The organism is Pseudarthrobacter sp. NPDC058329 (genome assembly GCF_042879835.1).
Classification (GTDB): domain Bacteria; phylum Actinomycetota; class Actinomycetes; order Actinomycetales; family Micrococcaceae; genus Arthrobacter.
Genome location: NZ_JBHVZR010000003.1, coordinates 164,196 through 177,593 on the forward strand (window position 1 = coordinate 164,196; position 13,398 = coordinate 177,593).

Annotated in this window: 16 protein-coding genes; 1 reads left to right on the forward strand and 15 read right to left on the reverse strand. The window is 66.7% G+C overall.

All coding sequences use genetic code 11. The annotated features are described in order from the left end of the window. Positions 1-92: 92 nt before the first annotated feature. On the reverse strand, positions 93-683 hold the full coding sequence (locus tag ACFVYC_RS06825; protein ID WP_387548272.1) for a TetR/AcrR family transcriptional regulator: 591 nt from the start codon (positions 681-683) through the stop codon (positions 93-95). Between the two features lie 211 nt (positions 684-894). Here ACFVYC_RS06825 and ACFVYC_RS06830 point away from each other — a divergent pair, with 211 nt between their 5' ends. Next, complete coding sequence (locus tag ACFVYC_RS06830; RefSeq protein ID WP_387548275.1) at positions 895-1,158, forward strand: hypothetical protein; 264 nt, start codon at positions 895-897, stop codon at positions 1,156-1,158. Positions 1,159-1,249: 91 nt separating this feature from the next. On the opposite strand, the gene ACFVYC_RS06835 is transcribed toward ACFVYC_RS06830, so the two are convergent. The 14 genes from ACFVYC_RS06835 to tilS form a co-directional block, all read right to left on the reverse strand. After that, entirely contained in the window at positions 1,250-1,387 is a 138-nt protein-coding gene (locus ACFVYC_RS06835; protein WP_387548278.1) for a hypothetical protein, read from the reverse strand. 61 nt (positions 1,388-1,448) lie between these two features. Next, the gene (panC, locus tag ACFVYC_RS06840; protein WP_387548281.1) at positions 1,449-2,366 is read right to left on the reverse strand and encodes a pantoate--beta-alanine ligase; all 918 of its coding nucleotides are present in this window, start codon (positions 2,364-2,366) and stop codon (positions 1,449-1,451) included. 2 nt (positions 2,367-2,368) lie between these two features. Further along, a complete protein-coding gene (locus tag ACFVYC_RS06845; RefSeq protein WP_387548283.1) occupies positions 2,369-3,262 on the reverse strand; it encodes a Rossmann-like and DUF2520 domain-containing protein in 894 nt (297 codons plus the stop codon). Beyond that, positions 3,255-4,862, reverse strand: a complete 1,608-nt coding sequence (locus ACFVYC_RS06850; RefSeq protein ID WP_387548285.1) for a PH domain-containing protein — start codon at positions 4,860-4,862, stop codon at positions 3,255-3,257. The genes ACFVYC_RS06845 and ACFVYC_RS06850 overlap by 8 nt, the downstream gene beginning before the upstream one ends. Beyond that, positions 4,859-5,371 carry a PH domain-containing protein gene (locus ACFVYC_RS06855; RefSeq protein WP_387548286.1) on the reverse strand — a complete coding sequence of 171 codons (513 nt, stop codon included), beginning with the start codon at positions 5,369-5,371 and terminating at the stop codon, positions 4,859-4,861. Before ACFVYC_RS06855 ends, ACFVYC_RS06850 begins: the two co-directional genes overlap by 4 nt. After that, the gene (locus ACFVYC_RS06860) at positions 5,352-5,900 is read right to left on the reverse strand and encodes a DUF3180 domain-containing protein (protein ID WP_387548288.1); all 549 of its coding nucleotides are present in this window, start codon (positions 5,898-5,900) and stop codon (positions 5,352-5,354) included. Before ACFVYC_RS06860 ends, ACFVYC_RS06855 begins: the two co-directional genes overlap by 20 nt. Next, the gene (gene folK, locus ACFVYC_RS06865; protein ID WP_387548291.1) at positions 5,897-6,442 is read right to left on the reverse strand and encodes a 2-amino-4-hydroxy-6-hydroxymethyldihydropteridine diphosphokinase; all 546 of its coding nucleotides are present in this window, start codon (positions 6,440-6,442) and stop codon (positions 5,897-5,899) included. The genes ACFVYC_RS06860 and folK overlap by 4 nt, the downstream gene beginning before the upstream one ends. Beyond that, positions 6,439-6,831: a dihydroneopterin aldolase gene (gene folB / locus ACFVYC_RS06870; RefSeq protein WP_387548294.1), complete on the reverse strand. Its 393-nt coding sequence runs from the start codon at positions 6,829-6,831 to the stop codon at positions 6,439-6,441. The genes folK and folB overlap by 4 nt, the downstream gene beginning before the upstream one ends. A 7-nt stretch (positions 6,832-6,838) precedes the next feature. Continuing rightward, positions 6,839-7,759 carry a dihydropteroate synthase gene (gene folP / locus ACFVYC_RS06875; protein ID WP_387548296.1) on the reverse strand — a complete coding sequence of 307 codons (921 nt, stop codon included), beginning with the start codon at positions 7,757-7,759 and terminating at the stop codon, positions 6,839-6,841. Positions 7,760-7,769: 10 nt separating this feature from the next. Beyond that, positions 7,770-8,414, reverse strand: a complete 645-nt coding sequence (folE, locus tag ACFVYC_RS06880; protein ID WP_387548298.1) for a GTP cyclohydrolase I FolE — start codon at positions 8,412-8,414, stop codon at positions 7,770-7,772. A 9-nt stretch (positions 8,415-8,423) separates the two neighbouring features. Then, entirely contained in the window at positions 8,424-10,487 is a 2,064-nt protein-coding gene (ftsH, locus tag ACFVYC_RS06885) for an ATP-dependent zinc metalloprotease FtsH (RefSeq protein WP_387548301.1), read from the reverse strand. A 104-nt stretch (positions 10,488-10,591) separates the two neighbouring features. After that, positions 10,592-11,704: a LacI family DNA-binding transcriptional regulator gene (locus ACFVYC_RS06890; protein ID WP_387548304.1), complete on the reverse strand. Its 1,113-nt coding sequence runs from the start codon at positions 11,702-11,704 to the stop codon at positions 10,592-10,594. 15 nt (positions 11,705-11,719) lie between these two features. Beyond that, positions 11,720-12,271 (reverse strand): hypoxanthine phosphoribosyltransferase, encoded by a 552-nt coding sequence (gene hpt / locus ACFVYC_RS06895; RefSeq protein WP_387548306.1) that lies wholly within the window; start codon positions 12,269-12,271, stop codon positions 11,720-11,722. A 30-nt stretch (positions 12,272-12,301) separates the two neighbouring features. Beyond that, complete coding sequence (tilS, locus tag ACFVYC_RS06900; protein WP_387548561.1) at positions 12,302-13,360, reverse strand: tRNA lysidine(34) synthetase TilS; 1,059 nt, start codon at positions 13,358-13,360, stop codon at positions 12,302-12,304. Positions 13,361-13,398 lie beyond the last annotated feature (38 nt).

The window sequence follows — 13,398 nt, forward strand, 5'->3', positions numbered from 1 at the left end:
AAGAGCCTTCTGGAAGTCGCTCTCGTGGACCTGTTTACCGGCTGAGATGCGGAGCCCTGCGGGCAGGATGTGGTGCCAGGAAGTTCGGCTGACTAGCTCCGGTGGTGCTCGATCAGCCAGCCGGCCATCCGTTGGGCCCGCTTGGCCGCCTGCATGTCGCCCTCCGTGGCAGAAATGATCGAGCCCTTCATGAGGATGTGCCAGGACCGGGCAAACTCCTCCGGCCGCTCGAGCCCTGCTTCTTCAGCCAGAGCCTGGACGTGCCCACGGATCCTGGCCAGGTAATCGATGCTCGCCTGGCCCAGAGGATGGGCCGGCCCCATCTCAAGGAGGACATTGATGAAGGAACAGGCTTCGAAATCCTCGCGCAGGAACCAGTCCCCGAAGACGTCGAAGATGGCCAGCAGCTGTTCAGTGGGCGTCTCTCCCCGACGGCGCGCCTCCGAGACGATCGCATCAACCGTCCACTGCTTGTCCCGCTGTTCCAGGAAGGCCAGGACCAGGGAGTCCTTGGACGGGAAGTGCCGGTAAAAAGTTGCCTTGGCCACGCCGGACCGTTCAATCAACTCATTGACGCCAACGTCACGCACGCCGCGGCGCGAGAAGAGCTCGTAGGCAACGGCCATAATCCTGGCGACGGATTTGGCTGCCATGGTTTCCGACGCGGGCGCTTCGGAAACCATGGGTGAAGGAGCCACCGCGGAGGGCGGGGCTGAAGGTTCAAGACGCACCGGGGCCGGTGGAAATTCCGCTTCTGAACTCATTGCAACTCCAGTTTACCGCCGCCGGGAGAGACAGACCGGTCTTTCCCCCTGTAATGTTTCTCCTAGAGCAGTGCTTACGACGCCGCAGCGGTCCGAAAGGGCCGCATCGGATTGGTGCAAGGAGGCCCCTATGTCAGCAGAGCGGATGTTCCAGAGTGTGCCCTCGGACCCGGACCCCTGGATGTCCAGCGATACGCCTGCCGAAATTCGCCAGCTCGCCCTCGAGTCACTGCGGTGGCAAGCACAGGAAATCATTGACGAGGTCCTCTGTGACAAGTCCCCCGGCGAAGAGCTGGCACGGGCAAGGCTGCGCCGCTGCGTAGCAAGGCATCCGGGTGAGCCGGAGCAGGCGTTGTTGGAGCAGCTCTCGTACAACCGGGATCTGCCAGCCTAAAGATTCCAGTGCCCAAGGCGCGAGCCGGATCCAGAATCCCACCGCGGATAAGGTCGGCTGGAGGGCCGATTCGATGAGCCTGGTTGAAAGATCAGGCTGAGCCACCGATGCGGCCAGCGGTAGGGTGCAGTCCCTCGTTGTGCATACGGGCGTGATCCCGCAGGAGCCGGAGAGCCTCGTTCATGTCCATCCCTGCGGTGTTCGCGATGGCTTTCTTCGCCTGTTCCATCAGCACCCCATGTTGAGCGTCCGCTGCAGTCAACGCCCAGGGGCCCACGGTCTCCCGCAGGCTATGAAGCTAGAGGCATGTTGTCGATCAACCGCACCGGCCCCACCTTGGCAGCTATTATCGCCAGGGCTTCCCCGCGGAACGGGGTCTCGCGGCAGTTTTCGGCCAGCGGATCCAGCGTGCCCGGATCCACCACGTCAAAGTAGTCCAATGCCACCAGCGGCTGGGATTCAACCATCGCCCGTGCAGAGTCCAAGTCAAGCGGTTGGCGGGACATTGCACGCTCCTCCAGCAAACGCAGGGCGCGGGACAGCACCAGCGCAGCCTCCCGCTCGGCCTCGTCGAGGAAGCGGTTGCGGCTGGAGAGGGCCAGCCCGTCCGCCGCACGGACGGTGGGCACCGCCTCGATTTTCACCGGGAAGTTCAGGTCGGCCACCATCCGCCGCACAAGCGCCAGCTGCTGGGCGTCCTTCTGGCCGAAGTAGGCCCGGTAGGCAGGCAACCCGCCCTGTGACTTTCCGGAAGCCGGCAGTCCGGCCCCCGGGATTCCATAGTGCAGCAGCTTGGCCACAACGGTGAGGGCGCCGTCGAAGTGGCCGGGCCGCGAAGCACCCTCCCACTTCTCACCAAGGACCCCGGATGTGACCCGCACCAGCGGCTCTCCGTCCGGGTAAACCTCGTCCACCGTGGGGGCAAAGACCAGGTCCACGCCCTGCTCTTCCAACAGGGCAATATCCGCGTCCAGGGTCCGCGGGTAGCGGTCCAGGTCCGTGGCGTCGCCGAACTGCAGCGGGTTGACGAAGATCGTGGCCACCACAACGTCATTATGCTTGACGGCGGTGCGGGCCAGTGCTGCGTGCCCCTGGTGCAGCGCACCCATGGTGGGGACGAGGCCCTGGGAAGTGCCGCCTTTTGACGTCAGGAGCCGCGCGCTTTCTGCCTGCAGCTCGGCAACGGTAGTGACGGTTTTGATGGCCATTGTCAGTCTTCCTCCGGGTCCAGGGCCTTGCGCAGCTCCCCCAGCTGGTTCGGTTTCAGCAGCCCGCGGCCCTCGGCGCGCAGGGCCGTGGCACTCGCCATCGCCAGGTAGGCAGCGAGGACGTCCCCCTGCCCGCCGGCGTCGAATTCCCGCAGTGCCTGGGCGTGGGCCTTAACGGTTCCCGTATCGCCGCGGGCCACGGGTCCGGTCAGGGCCGATTCCCCGGAGGCCAGCGCGTTCTCAAGCGTTGCCCGCAGCAGGGGACCCAGCATCCGCTCCGGCGCCTCCACCCCAACCTCACGGAGCAGCTCGGAAGCCTGCGCCACGAGGGTCACGAGGTGGTTGGAGCCGTGAGCCAGGGCTGCATGATAGAGCGTCCTGTCAGCTTCGGCGATGGCCACCGGCTCCGCACCCATCTCCACCACCAGTGCCTGGGCGATGGGCAGCATGGCCGCATCCGCGGTGACACCGAACGTGCAGTCCAGCAGTCGGGTCAGGTCCAGGCTCATCCCGGTGAACGTCATCGCCGGATGCAGGGCCAGCGGGACCGCCCCCGCGGCACGCACCGGATGCAGCACTCCCACCCCAAACCGGCCGGACGTGTGCGCCACCAGTTGGCCCGGCTGCCAGGAGCCCAGTTTTGCAAGGCCATCCACCAGGCCCGGCAGGGCGTCGTCCGGCACCGCCAGCAGCACCAGCGCGGAGCGCTCCACAATCTCCTGGACCTCCAAAACGGGCACGCCGGGGAGCAGGGTCTCTGCCCGTTCACGGCTTGCTTCGGAAACAGCTGACACTCCGACGACGGCGTGTTCGGCCGCGCGCAGGGCCGCACCGAGCACCGCCCCCACCTTTCCGGCACCGATGATTCCGACGCCGAGGCGTCCGGGTTTAGCCATGCTGCTGGCCTTCCTGGGTTGGAGCCGTGGTTTCCTGCATTGGGGCCGGGCTTTCCTGCGTGTGAGCCGGGGTGTCCCCGGGCATCAGCTCCGGAGCGCCGGGTGCCACCTGGGCCAGCCACTGTTCGGTGGTCTGACGCTTCCGCGCCCGCCGGGCCCGGGCGGACTGTTCGTCAAAGAGCGCCAGCGCCTGTTCCACGCCTGCCTGCCGGAGACGCGGCACGACGGGCCCGGCGGTGGTGTGGAGCACCAGGTCTGCGACTTGGAACCGGCGCGCCAGCGGGCCCTGGTGCAGTGCCATGGACTGGGTCCGCTGGTGGGGCACCACCACAAGCTCGCGCCACCAGCGGCCGGAGCGGATCAGCAGGGCGGTGTCCGTGGCACCGAATGCGTTCCGGCGCCATCCCAGCGGTGCCAGGAGGCGGGCACTGCGCGGAGTGGTGACGAATCCACCGTCGGCATCCAGCCCGTGGAGCCCGGCACCGAATACGACGGCGGGCTGCTGCGTGCCCGGGTCCGGAAGCACCAGGGCGAGGATCGACATCACATCCTCGAGCCGGCCCACCGGCAGGAGCGTGGTCCGGCCGGAGCCCTCGCCGGCACCCTCCAGGGCGCCGTAACCGGCCACATTCACGTGGATCCGGTACCAGCCCAGCGCCCGCCACATCGGCGGCTGGGCCACTTTCAGTGCCTGGATCCGGCCGGGCGGAAGTGTTTGCGCCTGCGTATCCAGCAGTCCGTACCGCAGCCGGATGCCATCGGGCGAGATGGCGGCGGTGAAGTTGTACCCCTTGTTGAAAAGGCCCCAGTAGCTGGCTGCCAGGCCGAGGGCGGCCGGTATCAGGTAAAGGTAGAACGCGGCGTTGCCGGTGGTGGCGGAAAGGACCACTGAAGCTACCCCGCCGGCCACCACGAAAATGCTCTGCTCGCTGAGCAGCAGGGAACCGACAAGGCGCGACGGCGGCACGGACAGTACCGGATATTCCGGCGCCTCGGGTGCCGGCTCCTCAGGGCGGGACGGGTCCAGGGTTACCCCTGCCGCCCGGGCCAGGATGGTGGCGCGGAGCTGCCGCGCGTCGTCCATCTTCAGGTAGGCCAGCCGGACGGCCGACTCCCCGGCATCGGCCACCTCGAACTTGAGCTCGGCCAGGCCGAAAATCCGGGCCAGCAGTGGCTGGACGATGTCGATGGCCTGGACGCGGTCCAGCCGCGCCTGCCGCTGCTGCCGGAAGATGAAACCGGTGTTGACCCGGACGTAGCCTCCCGACACCTGGTACTTGGTGAAGTACCAGGTGAGGATGAAGCTCAGCACCGCGATGAGCAGCAGCACGCCGCCCCCGGCGAGCAGGATGGGCGCCCGGCCCGCAAACTGGTCTTCGAGGATGGGCCTGCCCTGCAGCGCCCGCTCGAAGAAATCCCGCCCAAAGAAGAAGCCAATGGCGGCCAGGGCGACCCAGCCCCGGACGAAAGGCGATGCCGGGTGCACCCGCAGCCATTCGCCGTCGGCTGAGGTCCCGGCCGGAGGGTTCGGCGCGGCGCCTTCAGAGGCCGGGGCGGTGACAGGGCCCCCAAGCTCCGGACGCGGCCCCTCTGCCGTCACAGTCCTGCCAGCCTGGCTTCGCCTCGGGCAGCGAGCTGCTCACGCAGCCGCGCGCCCTCAGCCGCCGGCAGCCCGGGGATCTGGGCGTTGGTGCCGGGCGAGGCCGTGTGCAGCTTCAGGGTGCAGAGGCCGAGCCCGCGTTCCACGGGACCAACCCCGATGTCCACATATTGCATCCGACCGTACGGGACGGCCATGGTGCGCTGGAAGAAGATGCCGGTCCTGATGAGCAGGTCGTCGTCCCGCTCGGCGTACCCGATGGCCCGCACCTGGCGCGGAATCAGCAGCAGCCGCCAGATGGCGAGCACCAAGGCAGCGGCCGGGACCGCGCCGGCGAGCCACAGCGGCGGCCAGGCCCAGACGTCCAGGAGCACCAACAGCAGGGGCAAGGACAGGACAAGCAGCGTGGCGAGGTTTCCCAGCGCCCACTGCACCAGCCGGACAGTGACGTACTTGGGTGAGACCCGCTGCCAGGCGATTCCCGGCGGGTCAATCGCCTCGGTATGCATATTCGCCTTCCCCTGTGGCTTCTCCGCGTACCGCGCGGCCCGGTTTGCCGTCTGCGCCGTTGGTGTCGCCGTCCTCGGGCGGGATCCTGCAGAAGCGTTCAACCAGCAGGCCCACCACGATCATCACCAGTCCGCCGCCGGCCATGGCCAGTGCCAGCCAGGTGATGCCCTGGTTGCTGCGCAGGCTCCAGATCCTCAGCTGGTCCAGGAAGATCCCCACGTGCCAGCCGAGCAGGACAGTGCCGGCGTAGGCGCAGGCCTGGGCCAGCACCAGTGTGCGGGCTGCCAGGAGGGGATCGAGCACCCTTTTCTTTTGCGTGCTGTTGGGTTTGTTGCTGTTGCGCCATTTGAGGACCCTGATGCCGAGGACCAGAGTGATGGCCACAATGACGGCCATGGTGGCCAGCGCCGTGAGCGGGAGGACCGGGGTGGCCATGCCGTAACGGCTGGTGATCACGGTGGCAGACCAGCCAGTCACCGCCAGGATGGATCCGATCAGCAGGAGGCGCAGCGGATTGAGGGGCTTCATCGTTCCTCCACCGCCCCTGCGGTGGGCAGGCCGTCAAAATTGCCGAATCCGTCGAACGGGGTCAGGCCGCCAAAATCCTCCGCCCGCGCGGCCAGGGTGCTGATGCGTTCGCCGTTCAGGGTGGCCGCCGGTTCGATGAGCGACCACGGGTAGAGGACGAAGGCACGGGACGCCGCACGGGGATGCGGCAGGGTGAGGGCAGGGTCGTCGCTGCGGAGCTCGCCGTAGGTGATGATGTCGACGTCGAGCGTGCGCGGCCCCCAGCGCACCTCCCGCACGCGGTGGTGCTTGTTTTCCACCGCCTGGCAGTGTTCCAGCAGTTCGTCCGGGGTGAGGTTGGTTTCCACCGTGATGACCATGTTCAGGAAGTCGGGCTGGCCGGGGGGCCCGCCCACGGGCTTGGTCTGCACTATCGGCGACACGGCGAGGAGGCGGATTTCGGGCGGATCAACAAGGTCCGCAACCGCCTCGGTCAGGGTTTCGTTGCGTTCACCCAGGTTGCTGCCCAGGGCCAGGACCACTTTCGAATAGCCGGGATTCATGGCGTCTCCCCCTCGGCTGGTCTCTCCCCGTTGTTCCGGACACGGTGGACACTGACGGCCACGTCTCCAAAGGGGACCTCGATGGGCGCCTGGGGTTTGTGCACCGTGACGTCCACGGCGTGGAGCCGGAATTCACTCAGCAGGCTGTCCGCGATCCGGACGGCCAGCGCCTCGATCAGGTTCAGCGGCTCCCCCGAAATCCAGCCGGCAATACGCTGAGCCACCTCGCCGTAGTGCGCGGTGTCCCGGACGTCATCGGATTCCGCCGCTTTGGCGAAATCCAGATAAAGCACCGCGTCCACCACAAAAGGCTGGCCCTCGCGGCGTTCAAAATCAAAGACGCCGTGATGGCCGACGGCGGTGACGCCGGTCAGCGTAATTCTGTCCATGGCGGGCCTACTGGGTTGTTCTTGGGGTGGCCATGCGCGCGGCGACCTTGACGGCGTCGAGGCTGGGGCCGACGTCGTGCACCCGTACGGCCCAGGCGCCGCGGGACGCACTGATGGCGGTGATTGCTGCGGTGGCGGCGTCCCGCTCCTGGGGCGCGGCGGACTTGCCGGACACCGTCAGGAGGGTGCCGAGGAACCGCTTGCGGGAGGCGCCCACGAGGATCCGGTGGCCCAGGCTTTCCAGCCGGTCCAGGTTCTGCAGGAGCTCCCAGTTCTGGGCGTCATTCTTGGCGAACCCCAGACCCGGATCAATGATGATCTGTTCCTGGCTGACGCCGGCGGCGTAGAGCTTGTCCCGCGCGCCGGCCAGTTCTGCCACTACTTCGCCCGCGACGTCCTGGTACTCCGCCAGGGAGTTCATGGTGCGGGCGTCGCCGCGACGGTGCGTGAGGATGTAAGGGGCTTTGGAGGATGCCACGAGCTCGGCCATCTCCGGCTCCATGGTCAGGCCGGAGACATCATTGATGATGGCCGCGCCGGCACCCAGGGCGGCGGCGGCAGTGGAAGCGTGGATGGTATCGATGCTGACCAGGGCGCCGGCCTTCACCAGCGCCTCGATCACGGGGATAACGCGCTGTTGCTCTTCTTCGGGGCTGACGTCCTCAGCGCCGGGACGGGTGGATTCCCCGCCCACGTCAATGATGTCCGCTCCGGCATAGAACATCCGCAGGCCGGCTGCGATGGCGGTATCCGCCGTCGCGTGCCGGCCGCCGTCGCTGAAGGAATCCGGGGTGACGTTGACGATGCCCATCACCAGGGTGCGGCCGCTGGGCAGGTCTTCGAACCGCGCCACCGGGCGCGGCTTGCGGAGGACAGGCAGTGGAGAGGTTGCGGGGCCGGTTCCCGGCGCTGCAGCTAGTGAATCCATGGTCTGATGATTACCTTCCGAGGATGAGGCTCATGGCTTCGGCACGGGTGGCCGGGTCATGAAGCTGCCCGCGGACCGCACTGGTGACGGTCTTCGCTCCGGGCTTGCGGATACCGCGCATGGACATGCACATGTGTTCGCATTCAACTACGACGATCGCGCCACGGGGCTTGAGGTGGGTGACCATCGCTTCGACGATCTCCGTGGTAAGGCGCTCCTGCACCTGTGGACGGCGGGCGTAAATGTCCACGAGCCGGGCCAGCTTGCTCAGCCCGGTGACCTTGCCGTCATGCGAGGGGATGTAGCCCACGTGGGCCACCCCGTGGAATGGCACCAGGTGGTGCTCGCAGGTGGAGTAGAAGGGAATGTCCTTGACCAGGACCAGTTCCTCATGGTCCAGGTCGAAGGTGGTGGACAGGACGTCGGCGGGGTCGTGATGCAGGCCGGCAAATACCTCTGCGTAGGCCTTGGCCACCCGCTTTGGGGTGTCCACGAGGCCGCCGCGGTCCGGATCCTCTCCAATGGCCAGGAGAATCTCGCGGACGGCTGCCTCGATCCGGGGCCGGTCCACCTTCAGGTGTTTGGAATGGTGGGCGCCGCCCTCCGCCGGGTATCCGGCGGAGGCGGGAACGTCGTCGTCGTCGAAGTGGGTCACGTAAGAAGCTTAGCCGCGAAGGGTGTCAGGCCCCGAGTCGGGGATCCCTCCCTGGAACGGAGCGTCTTCCGGAACGCCCTGCGGATGCGGCGGCTGGGCGTCCAGCGGCTCGTCGAGGCGTGCCTGCTTGGCTTCCTCCTGGGCTTCGCGTTCGGCCTTTTCCAGGCGGGATTCCACCGGCCCGGCGGTCTGGACCGGACGTGTCTCCTTGGAGAGCCACACCTCGCGGAAGTCGCGTTTGCGGATGTCACGGAATATGTCGGCGATCTCGATCTGGTTCAGCGTTTCGCGTTCCAGCAGTTCGAGGGCCAGCCGGTCCAGGACTTCCCTGTTTTCGGTGAGGATGGCGTAAGCCTCGTCATGTGCCTGGTCGATCAACCGGCGTACTTCCTCGTCCACCACGTAGGCGATCTGGTCCGAGTAGTTGCGTTCGTGGCCGGCGTCGCGGCCCAGGAACGGCTCGCCGCCGCCCTGTCCCAGCCGGACGGCGCCAACGCGTTCGCTCATGCCGTATTCGGTAACCATCTTGCGGGCCGTGCCCGTTGCCTTCTCGATATCATTCGATGCGCCGGTGGAGGGGTCGTGGAAGACGATCTCCTCTGCGACGCGGCCGCCCATGGCGTAGGCCATCTGGTCCAGCAGCTCGTTGCGGGTCACGGAGTACTTGTCGTTTTCGGGGACCACCATGGTGTAGCCGAGTGCCCGGCCGCGGGGAAGGATGGTGATCTTGGTGACCGGAGCTGAGTTCCGGAGCGCGGCCGCAACGAGGGCATGGCCGCCTTCGTGGTACGCGGTGATCTTGCGCTCGTGTTCCTTCATCACGCGGCTGCGCTTCTGCGGGCCAGCCATCACGCGGTCAATTGCCTCGTCCAGGGCGCGGTCATCAATCAAGTTCGCATTGGAGCGGGCGGTAAGGAGGGCGGCTTCGTTAAGGACGTTCGCCAAATCAGCGCCGGTGTAGCCGGGTGTCTTCTTGGCGACGGCTTTGAGATCCACTCCGGGCGCCATGGGCTTGCCCTTGGCGTGAACCTGCAGGATCTGGTCGCGGCCGATCAGGTCCGGTGCGTCAACACCGATCTGCCGGTCGAAGCGGCCCGGACGCAGCAGTGCGGGGTCCAGCACGTCCGGACGGTTGGTGGCGGCGATCAGGATGACGTTGGTCTTGACGTCGAAGCCGTCCATTTCCACCAGCAGCTGGTTGAGGGTCTGCTCGCGTTCGTCGTTGCCGCCGCCGATGCCGGCACCGCGATGGCGGCCGACGGCGTCGATCTCGTCCACGAAGATGATGGCCGGGGAGTTGGCCTTGGCCTGTTCAAAGAGGTCGCGGACACGGGAGGCGCCCACGCCGACGAACATTTCCACGAAGTCAGAGCCGGAGATGGAGAAGAAGGGAACGCCGGCCTCGCCTGCGACGGCGCGGGCCAGGAGGGTCTTGCCGGTGCCCGGAGGGCCGTACAGCAGCACGCCCTTGGGGATCTTGGCGCCAACAGCCTGGAACTTGGCCGGTTCCTGCAGGAATTCCTTGATCTCCTGCAATTCCTCCACGGCCTCGTCCGAGCCGGCAACATCTGCAAACGTCACCTGCGGCATGTCCTTGCTGACCATCTTGGCCTTGGACTTGCCGAACTGCATGATCTTGGAACCACCGCCCTGCATGCGGGTCATCAGGAACCAAAAAAGGGCACCCAGGAGGATGACCGGGATCAGGAGGGAGAGCAGGCCGGAGAACCAGTTGCTTTCGATCGGCTGGTCGGTGTAGCCGCCGCTGGGAGCGGAAGCGGTGACGGCCCGGACAACGTCCTGGGCACGGGCGTCAACAAAGAAGAACTGGACGCTTTTGCCTTTGTCCTGCCCGTCCTGCTGGTAGTTTTCCTTCAGCACCAGGTCAACGCGGTTTTCACCATCAAAGATCTTTGCCTGCTCAACATTGGTGCCGGCGAGCAGTTCGAGGCCCTTGTCAGTGTCAATCCGTGCGGCACCGCCGGGAGCCAGCGTTGCAAAGGCCACCAGGAGCATGCCGATTACGACAACGATCCAGATGCCCGGGCCCTTGAAGAAGTTCTTAGCTTTCATTGTTCGGGGGCTGGCCCCGTCCCTCCTGGTAGTGCTGCACGGCGACTAGTCTGCGCGCGTGATGGTGCTGCGTCAGCTTCTAGCTATACACCGTCCGGAGTAGATCACGCATGGTGTGGAGCAAAAGTTCCCTCTGGGCGTAGTGGCAGCCGCTGCGCGGGCCAGCGCCCGTTCCGGGCCTGGATCCGGGGTCCGGCCACGGAGCCACGGGGTACCAGCGGACAGTCAAGGAGTACCGGTTCCGGCGCCGCGCCGCCGTGCCCGGACGCCTCCACCGTGTCAATCAACCGTTCCGCTGCCCAGGCGCCCATTTCATAGTGCGGGAGGGCAATGCTGGTCAGCCCGGGGTGCAGGTTTGCGGCGATCAGTTCCTGGTCGTCAAAGCCAACAACGGAAAGGTCCGCGGGAATGGTTAGGCCCAGCTCGGTGGCCGCGCGGTAGGCACCCATCGCCATGCGGTCGTTGTAGCAGAACAGGGCCGACGGCGGGTTCCCGGCTTCGAGGATTTTGCGTGCGGCCTCGTAGCCTCCCTTTGCGTCGGAGGAGCCTGCCTCAACAGGCGCCGCCCCGCCGTCGAGCCCGGCACTGGTGAGGGTCCCGCGGAAACCACGGAGCCGCTCGCGGGTGGAGGGTGCGTCAGCGGTGTTGTTGATAAAGCCGATCCGGGTGTGCCCGGCGGCAAGCAGGGTTTCGACGGCGGTGCGGGCGCCGCCGAACTCATCCGGGACTACCGAGGGGAAGCCTTCGCCGCCGCTGACGGCATCGACGAGGACGGCGGGCACCTTGCCCAGGTTTGCCGGGGCCTCCACAATCCGGTGGTACATGGTGGCGTAAAGGATGCCGTCCACCTGCCGTTCGAGCAGGGCCTCCACGTCCGCTACACGGGACTCCTGGCCCGCAGTGGCGGAGGTGTTGATGACCATCAGTGTGTAGCCCCGCGCCCGGGCCGCATCATCGGCGCCCAGGATGATCCGTCCGGCGTGCGGCGTGGTGGCAATATCCTCGCTGACCAACCCGAGCATTCCGGTGCGCCTGCTGCGGAGGGCCTGCGCCAGGCGGTTCGGCCCGTAACCCAGGTGTGCCGCGGCGGTACGGACTTTGTTCCGCGTCTCGGTGCTGACCCGGGCGTAGGCCGCATCGTTCAGGACGTGGGAGACGGTGGTGACGGACACCCCCGCGGCCACAGCCACGTCCTTGATGCCAACGTTTTTGCGCACGTGCGTGCGGGCAGCCTACTCGTAGACGTGCGGCGCGAGGGTGCCCACGAAGTCGAGGTTGCGGTACTTCTCGGCGTAGTCGAGGCCGTAGCCCACAACGAACTCGTTGGGGATGTCGTAACCAACGTACTTGACGTCGATTTCCACCTTGGCGGCGGTGGGCTTGCGGAACGCCGTGCAGATCTCAACCGAGGCCGTGCCGCGGGACTCCAAGTTGGTTTTCAGCCAGGACAGTGTGAGGCCGGAGTCGATGATGTCTTCCACGATCAGCACGTCCTTGCCCATCAGGTCCGTGTCCAGGTCCTTCAGGATGCGGACAACGCCCGAGGACTGCGTGCCGGAGCCGTAGGAGGAAACGGCCATCCAGTCCATGGAGATGTGGCTGTGCAGTGCACGCGCGAGGTCAGCCATGACCATAACAGCGCCCTTGAGGACACCCACGATGAGGATTTCGCGGCCCTCGTAGTCCTTGTCGATCTGTGCAGCGAGCTCAGTGATCCGCTGCTGGATCTGCTCCTTGCTGTAGAGAACGTGCTTGAGGTCTGCCTGGACGTCGTTTGAATCCACCAATGGCTCCTGTGTAGATGCGGGGTGCGACTATTTTGCGGGCGGTTTTTGAGGCCGGAATACTAGCTTCCCACAGCGTGCGCCTCCGCGGGGAACGGGGGCGCCCTGATCCCCCGCGGCTGGGCGGTCCGCTGCCGGATCGTCTTCCAGCTGCGCGAGCGACAACCTGTACACGCCCACTCCCCCGGGCAGCTCAACCGGGCCGGCCGAGCCCTGTCGCCGCAGGAGCGCTTCCGCCGCCAGAAGGCGCTGGTAGCTGGGCTGCTGCCCGCCGACGTCGGCCGCTGCCTTGGCAATCACACGGAACCTGATGGCGGGGTCAAGGGCGCGCAACGCCTCCTCCGGAAGGCTCAATTCCAGGCCGCTCCGCTCCACCAAAGACGTGAAGGTGGCATCCGCCACATCCTCCAGGTAGTCGGCATCCAGCTGCAGGATGGAGGCGGTGCGGGCCAGCGATTCCGCAACGCCGGGGCCAAGCTTCTCCTCCAGGTGCGGAAGCACTTCCACCCTCGTCCGTGAGCGGGCAAAGGCGGGGTCCGAGTTGCTGGGATCGTGCCAAGGGTTCAGTTCCTCGACTGCACAGATCTTCTCGGTGTCCGCCCGGCGAAGCCCAAGGAACGGCCGCAGCAGCATGCCGCGGGCCGGCCGCATTCCCGCCAGCGAGCGGGTGCCCGAGCCCCGGGCCAGACCCAGCAGCACCTGCTCGGCCTGGTCGTCCAAAGTGTGGCCCAGCAGGATGGCATCCGCTCCCTGGTTTGCCGCGGCGGCTTCAAGTGCTGCGTGCCGGGCTTCCCGCGCCGCAGCTTCCGGCCCCAGGCCTTCCCCTGCCACGGTCACGGTCCGGACTTCCACGGGGGCAAGGCCCAGCTCCTGCAGGACCTGAGCCGTGTCCGCCGCCACCCGGGCGGATCCCTCCTGAAGCTGGTGGTCCACCACCGCCGCCCCCACTGTTACCGGGTGGCCGCCAACGTGCCCGCGGCGGGCAAAATAGGCGGCCACTGATGCCAGGGCCAGCGAGTCCGGGCCGCCGCTGCACGCTACGAGGACGTGCTGCGGGTACCCGGCCTGGGCCAGGGCGTCCTGAAGCATTTTGCGTGCTGTACCAACCACGGGCGCCAGCCTTCCGG

What these genes read in the sequence shown, in the direction of transcription:
- ACFVYC_RS06825 (WP_387548272.1), bottom strand. Translation starts at nt 683, where the DNA reads ATGGTTTCCGAAGCGCCCGCGTCGGAAACCATGGCAGCCAAATCCGTC.
- ACFVYC_RS06830 (WP_387548275.1), top strand. Translation starts at nt 895, where the DNA reads ATGTCAGCAGAGCGGATGTTCCAGAGTGTGCCCTCGGACCCGGACCCC.
- ACFVYC_RS06835 (WP_387548278.1), bottom strand. Translation starts at nt 1,387, where the DNA reads ATGGAACAGGCGAAGAAAGCCATCGCGAACACCGCAGGGATGGACATG.
- panC (WP_387548281.1), bottom strand. Translation starts at nt 2,366, where the DNA reads ATGGCCATCAAAACCGTCACTACCGTTGCCGAGCTGCAGGCAGAAAGC.
- ACFVYC_RS06845 (WP_387548283.1), bottom strand. Translation starts at nt 3,262, where the DNA reads ATGGCTAAACCCGGACGCCTCGGCGTCGGAATCATCGGTGCCGGAAAG.
- ACFVYC_RS06855 (WP_387548286.1), bottom strand. Translation starts at nt 5,371, where the DNA reads ATGCATACCGAGGCGATTGACCCGCCGGGAATCGCCTGGCAGCGGGTC.
- ACFVYC_RS06860 (WP_387548288.1), bottom strand. Translation starts at nt 5,900, where the DNA reads ATGAAGCCCCTCAATCCGCTGCGCCTCCTGCTGATCGGATCCATCCTG.
- folK (WP_387548291.1), bottom strand. Translation starts at nt 6,442, where the DNA reads ATGAATCCCGGCTATTCGAAAGTGGTCCTGGCCCTGGGCAGCAACCTG.
- folB (WP_387548294.1), bottom strand. Translation starts at nt 6,831, where the DNA reads ATGGACAGAATTACGCTGACCGGCGTCACCGCCGTCGGCCATCACGGC.
- folP (WP_387548296.1), bottom strand. Translation starts at nt 7,759, where the DNA reads ATGGATTCACTAGCTGCAGCGCCGGGAACCGGCCCCGCAACCTCTCCA.
- ftsH (WP_387548301.1), bottom strand. Translation starts at nt 10,487, where the DNA reads ATGAAAGCTAAGAACTTCTTCAAGGGCCCGGGCATCTGGATCGTTGTC.
- tilS (WP_387548561.1), bottom strand. Translation starts at nt 13,360, where the DNA reads ATGCTTCAGGACGCCCTGGCCCAGGCCGGGTACCCGCAGCACGTCCTC.